This is a genomic window from uncultured Acetobacterium sp. (assembly GCF_927416815.1).
Classification (GTDB): Bacteria; Bacillota; Clostridia; order Eubacteriales; family Eubacteriaceae; genus Acetobacterium.
In genome coordinates this window covers 58837-72289 of record NZ_CAKMJU010000002.1, presented here as the reverse complement: position 1 = coordinate 72289, position 13453 = coordinate 58837, and the positions used below count along the sequence as shown (strand labels likewise).

The window sequence follows — 13453 nt, the reverse complement described above, 5'->3', positions numbered from 1 at the left end:
TGCCTTGTTCAGGCGCTCGCGCAGCGGGTCGCCCTTGCGCACGGCGATGCCGATCTTGTCGCTTTCTACAACTGGATCGCCTTTGAACTCATAGGCCGAACCGTCTTTGCTCTTGAGCCACTCGTATTGCACGTACTTGTCGGCGAGCATCCCGTCCAGGCGCCCGGAAGTCAGGTCGAGGTAGGCGTTTTCCTGGGTGTCGTAGAGCTTGGCGGTGGTGTCTGGCAGTTTGTCTTCCAGGTAGGTACCGGCCAATGTCGCGCGCTGTGCACCGATGAGCGCAAGCAAGCCGTTGACTTCACCGACCCGTACTACTCCAACAAGCTGCAATTCATCGCGGCAAAATCCATCAAAGACTTCAAGACCGACGCTGGTTACCTCAAAGGCAACCAGTCGGAACCGGAAACCCTGAAAATGGTGCTGGATGAACTGGAAAACCGCAATCTACCGACCTTACTGGATACAAAACCGACTCTGATTATGGATCGGGGGATTGCCACCAAAGACAATCTGGCGTTGATCCGGGCATATGGTTATACGTACACCCTGATTGAACGCAGTCCCCGGGAAAAGGAATATTTATCGGAGTTTGAAGCACTCAAGGGCATTCTTTTGGCTGCCGACTCCGGATCGGAACCGTCTGCAGCCCTGGCGGCTGCGGGATGGGAAACCGTCCGCAAAGACGTCCAGGTCTATGCCCGATCCATCCCCGTTGAAAGCGGTACCCGGGTGCTGGTCCTCAGCACCCATCGGGCGGACAAGGAAAATGCCATGCTCAGTACCCGGGAAAAACGGTTTCTGGCGGATATTGAAAAACTGAAGCATTCCGTTGAAACCGGTCATATCAAGGTGGCCGCCAAAGTGATGGAGCGGATCGGACGGCTGAAAGAGAAATACAAAGGCTTTCAGAATCTTTATGATATCCAGCTGATCCTCAATGATGATCAAAAAACCGCCCGCAGCCTGACCTGGACAAAGCTTGAGGCCATCACCGAAAAAACTATTCTGACCGGTTGTTATGTCATTGAGACCGACCGTCAGGGACTCCCGGCGGCACAGATCTGGGCTGATTACATGACCATCACCCGGGTGGAAGCTGCTTTCCGGGACCTGAAATCCGAACTGGGTTTCCGGCCCATTTACCATCATAAAAAGGAACGCACCGAAGCTCACCTCTTTATCGGGGCGTTGGCCTATCATCTTCTGATCTCAATCGAAACCACCTTGCAGGCATCCGGGGATACCCGGGAATGGCGGTCCATCCGGCAAATCCTGTCTACGCATCAGCGCTCAACCATTATTATGACCGCTCAGGATGGTACCATTTACAACCTCCGGATCACCGGCAACCCGGAGAAGCGTCACCACGAAATTTATCAGATCTTCGGGATTGTCGATCTGGTTAAACGCCGGAAAACCTCAGTGAATGAAAGAAGGTAGTGACAGAAAAAAAACGGGGAATGCTGTATTTTTGCGGCCTGCAGACCCTGTTACTCGAAATCCGGGATAGGGAACAATGTGATCAATCTCATAGCGATGCGTTTTGTCCAGCAAGACCAACCCAATGTCGCCAAGGGGTTTGCCCGAGTAAAGGCATTTGCAATCCTGTTCATAATAGAGTTTATACTTGTCAATCTGGGCACCACTCACATCACCCACTTCAATCTGTAAAAGATCAGCGATTGCTTTTTTCACCTTGTCATTACTTTTCTCATTTTCTTTTTGATATTTTTGAATTTCTACTCGCTCCGAAAAACTCCGGTTCAATTCACTGGCAACCTCCAGGTTAATGCATTCTGGACTGCCATATTTACGCACAATAGCATTAATTAGCTTTCTGGTTTCATTAATGGCGCGGAAAACCACCGGATTATCTTTTATTTCCGGGTCATCTAGAGTATTTAAAATCATACATCGATGTTCCGGACTGATATTTTCCTGCCTTTCTTTTAATTTATTGGCCTGAAAATTCCCATAGGTTTCCCCGTTCATAAAAGCCTGAATTGCCTCAAACATGTATTTATAACTGACATTACTGGTACCACTTATTTTCTTTAAACACAGCTCTTTTAGCAATGGTTCAGTCATCCATGGTAGTTTCTTGAGTTCATCTTTTCGTCGTTTAGGCGTTTGATATTTCGAAATCAGTTCGCCCATTTGATGCAGTTTTGAATAATTCTCTGCATCAAACTGATCTTCATCAATAAAATCCATCCAATTCAAACCACTGGATTCGATAGAATTCTTGATCGCTTTAAGATACTTAATGGCTTTAGACAAAGCCCCATCATCAGATAAGTCACTTTTTTTCAGGATCAAATTATTATCCTTCAGAATCTTCTTCACTTCAGTCATCGTGAGGTTGCCTGTCTTAAGCAGATAATCAACTAGTTCCCTTGCTACTACTGGTTTTAAATGATATTCACCTGTTACACTATCTAGAAATTGGTACTGAGACAAGGTATTAGTCACCGCATAAACATCCGAGATAACCGTGCTGCGAAAACCTCTATCACAATCCTTGTAGTACATACATTTTCCAATTGAATCCAGAAAGCCTGAATAGCGTCTGAATTTTTCATTTTCCTCTCCCGGTCCATCCTCAAAATCCCGCTGCTTAAAGATAATGGCATCCAGCATTTCAATACTAGCTGGCGACAGGCTTCCATAATACTTGCTTTGTTCTATCAGTATCTGGTGCATTTCATTTTTTAAATACTCACGATTGATTAAATAATGAACTTCTTTGAAATTGTTATTTCTAAAATCCGGATATTCCTGTCCATCCTTTTTAAATTTAGCCAAAATACATTCCGCGGGGGTTCTAAAATTCGATGACTTATAGATCCTATCAAAATTGTTAAGAGCTTCATAATCCGCCTCTTCCTCCGCATCAAGATTATTTTTTTCGCTTTCCTGGGCATAAAAATCCTTATAACCCCGATTATTGGCAAAATGAATCAGACAAGCACCAATCTCCTCGGGAGTGATTTTCCCATCCAGCGCTTTTACCCGGATTTCATAGATGTCCTGATTATTTGTTTCAAAATACTGATTAAGTGCCTCAATCTTTACCAAACCAATATTCTGCAGGTGTCCTTTTATCCGATCTTTTCGGTGTTTCTTACGACGCACCAGCCGTCTTGTTCCCCGAAAGCCTCTTCGCTGCTGACTTTTTCGATCTTTTCCCAGTTGATCTAGTTCTCCTGATTCAAAAATCCGCACGCCAAAATTTTCAATGCGCGCCGCTTTTGAGTCGCCCGAAATGATTGCCCAACCGATTGAACCAATGCCAATATCCAAACCTAGCCGATATTTTATCATATTTTTTTCTCCTTAACAGATTGACAATGCATTTTTAATCGTATACAATTACGACAAGAAGAATTACTAATGCGTAAGTTTATCAATATCCATCGATAATTTATTGATTTAGTGTAAGTTTATCAATATCCATCAGTAGTTCTAAGATAAGGCACTTCTAACGAGGTCGCCGTGGGGTATGGTGGTAACCGTCAAGCAATCCACCTTTTTTAAGACAAGCACCTTACAAGGTGTTTTTTTTATTCAATAAAACAGAAGTTGTTCATATAAAATATTTTCTGGTTTAATTATACTTCTTTATTGATACTTATGCAACTTATTACTCATTTTCTTGAAAACTTTTAGTCAAATTCTATCCAGTCACCATCAATGCTTATTTGAAAATTTTCAGTCAGCATAAACAAAAAAAAGAAAGCAAAAAACACAGGCCTGAGAACTGTATTTTACGCTTTCAGATAATTTCTTATTCTACTCCACACCCAGCGCCTTAAAGACCGCATCCTCCGGACTCTGGTAAAAAATCAGATTAAACTTACCCATCAGCTCCGGTGGCACCGAGACCATATCGACGGTAGCGGCAATCGGTAGCAGTACCTTTTTGGCACCGCTATCGAGGCAGACCTGGAGCACATTGGCCAGTTCTTCAACCTTCATAATGGTTCCCCCAATACTGAGATTCCCAAGAATCGCCAGGCTGCTGATCACCGGTTTTTTCATCGCCGCCGAACAGAGCGCTACCAAAGCTGCCAGGGTCAACTGACTGGTGATGCCAATCCCGTTTAAATCCTGTAAATGCATGAGATAATCTTTGGTGGTCATGCTGATGGTGCCGCTAATATTGCGACTGTTGGCCTTTAAATAGCGGTAGGCGGTTTCAATTGCTTCTTTGGCGTCGCGATCCGACCCAAAACCGGTCCGTTCAAATTTGCCAGAGCCGGCAACCATTTCAGTTTCCAGCTTAAAAACGCCAATCATCCCGGATTTTCCCCGGCTGACAGTATAAACCTGCCCGGGTTTATGTAATCCCTCGGGGATAAGTTTTCCCCCGCCCTGTTCCGGAACCGGGACAAACTCTTCACTAAAGCTTTCATTGTCAATATAGGAGAAATTCACATCATAGAATTCCATGCCGCCAATTTTTTTAAGCTGTTCTTTCACCCGACGACGACTTTCAAGGGCCAGTCGGAGGATTTCCTGAACTCCCACCTTTTCGCATTTACCGTGGGGATAAACCAGCTTCATCAAGCCGGACGCCATCTTCCTGACCGCAATCACATCCCGTTGATTGAGATTATTCCCCAGTTTGAAATAAGGGTCAAACATGTCTGAATAAGATGTTTTTCGCAGCTCTCGCAAAAATTCAGACAGATAATCAGTGATTAGACCATAGTCGTTGGTGAAAAATTCCGGTCGGTATTTGGGAACCTCCCAACCAGGAACGTAACAGTGCATCCGATCGAAAAAAGCGCTGTCACAGGCCATCGCCTCGGGGAATGGTTCGAAGAGGTGCGAGGTTTTTAAGAGCACATCGACACTCTGATTGATATTACCGACAAAGACCATCGAAGCTGAGGCATTCTTTTCTTCTTTACCCCGGGAAAAAGAACCGGAAGCCATATAATCCTTCATGATCTGAACGCCGTCTTTATCTTTAAAGGTAATCCCGGCCACTTCGTCAAAGGCGACACAGTCCCACATTCCTACTAGCCCCACGCTTTTGTTTGACATATTATAAAAAAGATTCGCAACCGTGGTTTGACCGCCAGAAACAAGAATACTGTTAGGGGAGATTTCTTTATAAACGTGGGATTTACCCGTACCCCGGGGTCCCAGTTCGCAAAGATTGAAGTTGTTCTCAACCAGGGGAATCATCCGGGTTAATAACAGCCATTTCACCCGGTCATTGAATTTCTCCGGCTCCATCCCAATCGAGCGCAGCAGCACATCAATCCATTCATCCTTGGTAAAGCGTTCCCGACCGCGAATAACTTCATCTAAATCCAGGTTTGGCATCTGAATGGGGGTCAGTTTATGAATAATAAAGGGGCATCGGTTTTTGTCGCCTTCATCATAAAAGTATTCCAACTGGATAATGCACCAAATTCCGCCGCAGAGTAACCGCTCATAATCCGAGGCATACTGTTCCGGCACCGGGACATTTTTTATCCCCAAGTTAGAGAACTCCGCTTCATAGACATCGTTGCGAAAATTTAGTTTTACCGAAACATTGTCAATCACGGTATAAGAACCACGTTCCCGCAGTTTTGAGATAATCTTCTGCGCTTCATCCGGCCTGACAAAGTTATCCGACAGGATATTCTTCACGGTCGTAATCCCCTGGGTAATGAGCTCTTCGTCAGTGGTTGAGCAATACATCCCTAACAGGTACTCCAGCACATAAATGGGGACATTGGCACCCTCTTTGATTTTTTTGGTCAGATCCTTGCGCACGATTTTCCCTGCAAAATTTTCGATCAGTTTTTCAGATAATGCATTCATTTAACACCTCTCTTTTTCCGCTGACTAACTAAAATCCAAAATCATCTGCAAAGGCAATGTCGATGATAAATTCATGTCGTGCCACTTCCATATCCGATCCGACATCCTTCATGACCAGATCATACTTTTCATCTTTTGAATACTTCTGATTTCTAAAGATAAATTTTTCTTTAAACATGCGATTATCAACGTCCTGGTCTTTTCGATCCGCGACGATGATTTCCCGGTCGGATATTTTATCGCCGGAAGCGCTTTCAAAGTAAACTTCAATCCTGGCTGGCCGCAGACGATCGGTAACGGCTTCTTTTTGGAGAAAATCCAGATAGACAATCAGGTTGTTAATCTTGCGGGTCACCGAGGTTAGGACAACCTCGACATTTTCGACGTTTTGCTTTCTTTTTTCAGTCTTGACTTTTATCAGTGGAATCACTATTTCCTGGAGGCTGGCGCCACCGTGGACAAAGTTCTGCCCGCCGCCCGGGGTTTTAAAAACATCGACACCGCGGGGAACGGTAACCAATACATCGCTGTTCTGGGTTCCGACATAATCCAGAGGATAGGTCAGCGTGCCCTTTAATTCGGATGATTGATTGGATAGGATGAACCGCTTATTGATAAAGTCGCCGGACTGTTTCGACAAGGTTACCTTATCACTTTCGTCCAATTTATCCCGCTTGTAAATAAAGCCATGATCGGCCGTGATGATGTAATTGGTAATCGATTTATCAACCGTCAATTTTTGAATCAGATTTATGAGTTCACTGACCGTCTCATCGACTGCCGTAAATACTTCGTTTTCGGTGGCCATATGATCGCCCCGAGCATCGATCTGATTATGATAGATGGTGATCAGCTCCTGACCGGTCATCAGCTTGCGGACCGACTCCCGATTCATCGCCATCACCGCCTGATAGGTGGCCACAAGCGAGAGCGGATGACGAGTTTTTAAGATCTTCTCCCGCTGTTCACTGGATAAACATGGCATCCCATCGACTAGCACATCACAAGCTGAATTAATGGTCAAGGATTGATGCGGCAGCAGCGCCGCCATGCCCAGACGGGTAAAGGATGGCAGCACCGAAATCATCGGGCTGATTTCCGATTTGGTGTTTGCCCGTTCACTGAGTCGTTTATCAAGTTCTACTCCTGCCTCATAGCGAAGGGCATCGGAGATAATCACCACTGTTACTTCTTTTTTTACCGCCGGAGCGACCTGCCGTTGATAGAAATGCCATTGTTTTTCGCCGGCCAATTGATGCCAGCCACTGACCTTTTCGAGTGTGTCCGCCCAGGCGATCGACAGCTTTAACAGATAGGCATTGGTATACAAGTTTTCAACCCAGCCTCTTAATTGATGCCATGCCTCATCACCGGGGATCTTGTCATAGGCCGTATAAAAACCGCGGTAATAGCGGTCAATGCTTTCCCATTTTGTGGTATACATCTGAATAAATTTATCGGCATTGCCAGCTTCAAGCAGTTCTTGTGAAAATGCCTGAATACCGCCAACCAGCTGATCGGCCTTATCCAAAGCTTTGTAATGGTGCTGATAAGTTTGGGAAAAGTGTTTTCGGGCACGACGGTTTCTGATCATTTCCCGGTGTTCCTCAGGAAGCGGGGCGCCCCGATTGACCAGGTCTTCGGCCATCGCCTTGATGATATGAAGATCAAAGGCTGCGAAGGTGTCACACTCAAAGTAATTCTCAGTCGGCACCGAAGCCAGAAAATCATCGACTTTCAACTTCCGGCCAATTTCTGTGGCGATTTCATCATACCGATCCTGCAAGTAAATATTATTCATAAAATTGGAAACAAAAATAGCCACATCGTTTTTCTTATGAGAAACAAAAGGCTGCCAGCTTTTTGGCAGTTCCCCGGTAAACGCATTGGCCGTGTGGGTAACCAAAAGCGTGGCGACCAGTTTTTCAAAAGTTTTGTTTTCCTCCACATAGCCGTAATATTTGGTACACAAGACCCAAAAACTAGACAGCAGATCCATTTTTTCAAATTCATCCAGGTATTTATTTAGCTCCACCCCACCGCTTGTGATCATTTTTTTAAGAATCTCATCCAGGCTGGGGGTTTTCACCCCTACTATCACGGCAAGCAGTCCGATTTCAATGATTTCCGGATTATAGTCCTCGATCCCCAAATCAATAAATTTATCAATCCGTTCATTGGATTTCCAGAATTTCCCGTATTGGGAAAGCTGTTCCTGATACTTTTCCGGGATAGCATAGGTACTGCACAGCAACGACACGCGATCCGTGAAAAATTGCCGAGAATAATAAACAATATCTGCCAAATGGTTATCCTTGTCCGCTGGCTTGGGGAAGGGTGCATAGATCAGGTAATTGTTGGTCTGATCCTCACACTCAAGCAAAAACTTGGTGTACAGAGTGTTATCCCCGGTTAAGCGGTGGATCGTTGCGTTGTCTAAGACCAGACGATCAATATCATTGATAAACTCACCCTTATCATCGTACCAGAAAACAAGCCTTCGACTATCGCCCTGAAATTTTTTATTTATTTGTTCTTGGATGGTTTGCAGATTCATATGTCACTCCTTTTCAGTAAATTTCACGATTTAGTCGGTACTTTTTTTATCGTCCGGTACCGGACGATAAACCGGACGATACATACAAAACCGGACGATTATTAATCAGCCAAGATATATTTTGTTCCGCGTGCCTTTCCTGTTTTCTGAATGACACCCTTGTTTGTTAAAGTTTTAAGAACTTCACTCACTCTCGATTTCTTCAATCCAGTGATACTTTCCATTTCTGCCCGAGTAATACTTCCCTGCTTTTTTATGATCGCAACAACAAAATCTTCGATATTTTCCGTGCGTCCTTCTTCCTTATAGCTAACACAAGGTAAGGTAAACTTAATATAAGTTTTATGAACCTCAAAAGCAGCACTTTCTTCAAAGGATGCATATTCTTTCTTAATTCTTCTGATTCCAGTTGCGAATTTTTCAATAATATTTAAACGATGAAATACTTCCGCAATAATACTATTGCGCAGTACTGACACATCACCACAAGTGAAATCCTCCTTTGTCAATCCCGAAGGTAACGCACCCGGCGAAGTGATCTCGATATGATCTTTATACATTCCAATTCGAATAGCTGCATTGATTGTAAAGTCGCGATGAACGATAGCATTTGCCAGGCTTTCGCGAAATGCCGCTCGCGGTACTTGAATTCGCTTTTCACGATAAAATCCAACAACTTCTTCATAAGGCTGATACCAATGATCAAAGAATTTCAATGCTTCATCATATTGAATTAGCAGTGTTTCTTTGGTTATTGATTTCCGATCCAAAAAAATAGATTCCGTGTCCCCAAAACGAACCATATCAATCGTTGATTCTGCAATCTCATTTTGATCCGCCAGTAGCTCTGCAGCTCGGTTATATCTTCCGTCCTTATACAACCCTAACGTTCTTAGCACGTCGTAGTCAAATTTTTCAATACCGATCTCATTTCGAAGCGCATTTTCTAAAACATGAAATTCTAAATCCTGTTTTTGGGCTGGAAGTTGCTCATAGCTAATATGATTACCCTCCATTACCAAGTTCCTAAGTGCTTTATCATCGACTGGAACACTTGACGTATCGCTTCTTTGATAAGCCTGATGACGATAGTAATACGGCGTCTCATTCCCCTTTTGTACTTTTAGAACGATGAGTGTCTTTCCTTCTAATTCTTTTTCACTTATTCGAAAAATTGGGCGTGGATGTATATTATCATTAATTGCATTTTCAATGCTTAACTTCATCAATTCAGGTTTTTTGATTCCCCTGATATTGCCGTTATCTTCAATACCAAAAATTATTTCGCCGTCCAAATAATTGGAGAAAGCACTTACTGTTTTAAGAAATGTTGGTGTATACTCTTGTTTATACTCCAATTCTCTCGATTCTTTTTTCATCTCATACACCTCTTTTTCATATCTTTGCCAGCAGATTAACCCTAACTGCTTTTTTCCCTTCACTGGCGACTTCGACATCCTGGAATTTGGCGTAGTTCACCTTGACCCCGTCATCCAGATCAATGGGAATACGACTCAGGGCGATGTGGGCGATGGCCTGATCATAAAGCCGGGTCTCGGCTAATTGCTTGATCAGTTTTTCCTTCTTCTTGACTGCTGCGGCTTTCTCCCCGGCTGAGGCTTCACTGGCGAGAATGACATTACAGTGGTTAATGATATCTTCCAGCTTGGCCTGGATTTTATGCAGGTAATCGGTTCGCACCCGGCCGACTGTGTCCTGATCGTAGCGGTGCATGTAGATTAACGCATTAAAGCCATTTTCTTTGCCGCTATCAAAGAGCCAGTAAATCGGCCGCTTCTGATAGATTTTAAGATGATCTTTATAGAAATCTTTAAGGAAATAATTCCGGATGACCTCCCGGGCGGTGTTACCCTTGTTGCCCAAGGCACCGGCAATAAAGTCCAGATTTTCTTCCAGAGATGCTTCCCCATAAACAACTTTGATAAAGTTAACCAGCCGGGCCACCATATCGTCATCAAAATATTCGGCATCAGTGATGGGGATAATATTGTCTTTGTCCGGAATGATGGTGGTGTATTGATCAGCTTCCCACTCGCCACCGGCATAGGCCAGGCCGGGTGCATCCAGCGAATAACGACCCAGCATGCAGCCGACCGCATAGGAAATTAGGGAACGGATATCCCGGCCCAGATCGGCCCTGCGGATGGTGACGTCCTTATCTTCAACCTCCGGGGTGAGTTCGTCTTCCAGACCATAGATTTCAATGAAAATCCGGTTGAGTTCTTCTTCGTTGGCTTTGAGTTGGGCGAATTGGTTTTCGGTGAAAGTTTCCCAAGTGTTGTAAGCTAGAGCAAGCGAGTGTTTATATGGGATTTGATCAGTTTCGTCTTTTAGGAAAATTTTGTCTTCATTTTCAAATGATGCATAGTAGCGATTTTCACTATTTAATAAGGGGTGTCTTTTGAAATCCCATGAGGTTTCGAAAGAGTCCCAGTCAGATTTTGAGAGTTGAATGTTCCACTTCACAATTTCGTTAATGTTCTCTAAATAATCACTATTTACAATTACTGGCATTTTCGCTACCGAACTTTGCGTAAAGTGAATCGTTGGAGCAACTAATTTTAATATTTCAAATGTTAGTTTTGTATTCATTAACGCTAAAGCATAGAATTTTAAATGTATAAAACTTCTCTCTACAAAACAGGATGGACCTGTTGTATCAAAAATATGACCTGTATCAAAATGCCTCATAGAAAAACCACTTGAAGCGATATCTGAATAAGTAAGACCCTCTCTGAAAAAATAACCAATATTTTGTGGTCTTGACCTTAATTTACCTTTTTCATCTTTAAAATTCCGTATTTCATAACCATTGCATTCCCAATTTACTACATGTTCATTATTGCCGTACCATTTTCTAAAACTCCCGCCATTATTATACGGATACCATTTATTTGAATCAACCGTCTTTAGGCTTGATTTTACGAAACTAGTATTCTTTGCCGAACATTCAAACCATTTTCTAACGAATCTATTTACATTGCCAGTAATTAATCCTTGTCTTGGATATGCAATATGTCCAAAGTTATATTTTTGTTCAAAGCACTTCAAAACCTGTTCACTTACCCAATAAGAAATTGGCATCCCCGGTATTTTCTCAAAGTTTTCCTGTTTAGCAACATACAGATCTTTTCCTGCTAAAAAAGCCTTTTCTTTTTCCTGTTGACTACTATAATCCACCAGTCTTACAAATACGGATCGATACTTTTTTACATTTATTTTGTTTAGCACAAATGCCGTAGTCTGAACCACCTCACCACCAATTTCTTCAAAGGCTCTAGCGCCTAAATGTGCCATGTTCACAATATCTTTTTGCAATAGTTTGTTTCGAAATTTTTCGAAGCTTGAAATAAACATAAATGTATGTTGAGTAATCATGGCAAAAAAACCACTATCTTTTGTCATTATGCTGCATTTTTCAATGAACACCGAAAAAAAATCATTTTTACTATCTGAATAATGCCGATTTACATAATCACTTAGCTTTGCAGCCATCCCTTTACTACTCATATAAGGCGGATTGGTAATCACCACATCATATTTTTCTGCCATGATCTCCGCCTGTTTGATCAGCGGTATCAAGTGATTCCTGACATCATCCTGAATAATGCGATCGATAATGTTGTCGTAAACCGCTGTGTTAATCTGGTTGATGCGTTTATTCAGCGCTTCAAAATCGATCTCCGGCATTTCCAGAATACTGCCGTATTCTTTGGCATCTTGAAACACCTTAATCAGAGCCCGGGTATCACTAAAAAGACTTTCATTCCCATCTGAAATAAAATTAATCAGTTCCGATTTAATCGCATTGCTTTCCTGAATGCCACAAAGGTTTGTTTTTATTTTACTGGTCAAAATCCGGCGGTTGTATTTTCGCCCTTTCATCATCACGGCAAAATAGGCCAGCTGAAAAGCCCGGTCATCGATATCGAGACCGTAAAGGTTCTTTTCAATAATCAGTCTGGCGGCATCCCGCTGGGTATAACCGTAACTTTCATAAATCTGCATCAGCACCTCAAAGGCATAAACGAGGATATGACCGCTGCCCATACAGGGATCAATCACTTTAATGTCTTCCGGGCTGAGATTTTTGGTATTTTGGCGCAGCATTTCCAGCTGTGCCCGTACCTCTGGCTCCTGCTCGGCCTCTTCCAGATAATATTTCCAGCCAAAATAGCTGGCATTTAAATACTCGTTTGATAGTCCCGCTTCTGCTTGACAATGCTCCAACCACAAACGCCCCAGGCTGTTTTCCACCATATAGCGGACAATCCAGTCTGGTGTGAAAAGCTGGGTGGCCGAAGGAATTCGCTCTTTGGTAATTTTTACGTTCTTTTTTAAGAGGGCAAAGGTTTCGTCTTTGGGCTCGGTGTTGTAATACTGATACATCCACCCGATAATCTCCACCGCATCCCGAAAATCTGCCTCATCGATCTTAAGCAGGTCGCGGATCACGCTGTCTTCTTTGGTATATGAAATATCCAGCAGAATTTCAGTATAATCGCGGTTGGCAGCTGAGGTGTTTTCAAACAGCTCCGGCAGGATTTCTCCCAGGGCGTTACATTGTCTGATTAAGAGCATCCGAAAAAGATTATCCAAGTCGTTTTTCATTTTAAGACTCAGGATCTCATCCTTTTCAGCGGGGGTTAAATCTAGTTCAATATTGGGCGCCTGCGTGATCAGATCCGGCTCAAACTTGTCTTTTGTTTCCGAGGACAGCACCCGTACCCTGGTGGGAAGATAGTCGTTGACTTCCATAAAGCGGATGGCGATAATCCGGTTGAACCAGGTATAGGCTACCTCTTCGATGACGGTGTTATAGCCTTTTTCTTTAATCTGACAAATCAGGTTCTCCCGTTGCACCAGTTCTTTTCCGGCCAATTTTATTTCCGTCCCAAAATGGGTGGGAAAGATGGCAAATCCGCTGCCGGTGGTAATGGCCGTGGTGATGTTGTCTTCGGTAATCCCGATTTTTCCGGCCTTGTCTTTAACCGAGGCGATCAGTTTTTTTCGCGCCGTTACGGCAAATTCTTTAATGGCGGTCTTATTCAT

Annotated in this window: 7 protein-coding genes; 1 reads left to right on the top strand and 6 read right to left on the bottom strand. The window is 43.3% G+C overall.

What is annotated here, in order from left to right; translation table 11 throughout:
- On the bottom strand, positions 1–228 hold a 228-nt coding region (locus QZ998_RS16820), incomplete at its 3' end, for a transporter substrate-binding domain-containing protein (protein WP_366512363.1).
- On the opposite strand from QZ998_RS16820, the gene QZ998_RS00325 reads away from it, so the two are divergent.
- On the top strand, positions 127–1440 hold the full coding sequence (locus tag QZ998_RS00325) for a transposase (RefSeq protein ID WP_296557053.1): 1314 nt from the start codon (positions 127–129) through the stop codon (positions 1438–1440). The two genes, QZ998_RS16820 and QZ998_RS00325, sit on opposite strands and share 102 nt — an antisense overlap.
- Here QZ998_RS00325 and cas9 read toward each other — a convergent pair.
- From cas9 to pglX, 5 genes are all read right to left on the bottom strand, one after another.
- Positions 1420–3324, bottom strand: a complete 1905-nt coding sequence (gene cas9 / locus QZ998_RS00320) for a type II CRISPR RNA-guided endonuclease Cas9 (protein WP_296557052.1) — start codon at positions 3322–3324, stop codon at positions 1420–1422. The genes QZ998_RS00325 and cas9 overlap by 21 nt on opposite strands.
- 468 nt (positions 3325–3792) lie before the next feature.
- Complete coding sequence (brxL, locus tag QZ998_RS00315; RefSeq protein WP_296557050.1) at positions 3793–5823, bottom strand: protease Lon-related BREX system protein BrxL; 2031 nt, start codon at positions 5821–5823, stop codon at positions 3793–3795.
- Between the two features lie 28 nt (positions 5824–5851).
- Entirely contained in the window at positions 5852–8380 is a 2529-nt protein-coding gene (gene pglZ, locus QZ998_RS00310) for a BREX-1 system phosphatase PglZ type A (protein WP_296557048.1), read from the bottom strand.
- Between the two features lie 101 nt (positions 8381–8481).
- Positions 8482–9759, bottom strand: coding sequence for an RNA-binding domain-containing protein (locus QZ998_RS00305; RefSeq protein ID WP_366512361.1), 1278 nt, complete (start codon positions 9757–9759; stop codon positions 8482–8484).
- Positions 9760–9775: 16 nt separating this feature from the next.
- On the bottom strand, positions 9776–13453 hold the full coding sequence (pglX, locus tag QZ998_RS00300) for a BREX-1 system adenine-specific DNA-methyltransferase PglX (RefSeq protein WP_296557045.1): 3678 nt from the start codon (positions 13451–13453) through the stop codon (positions 9776–9778).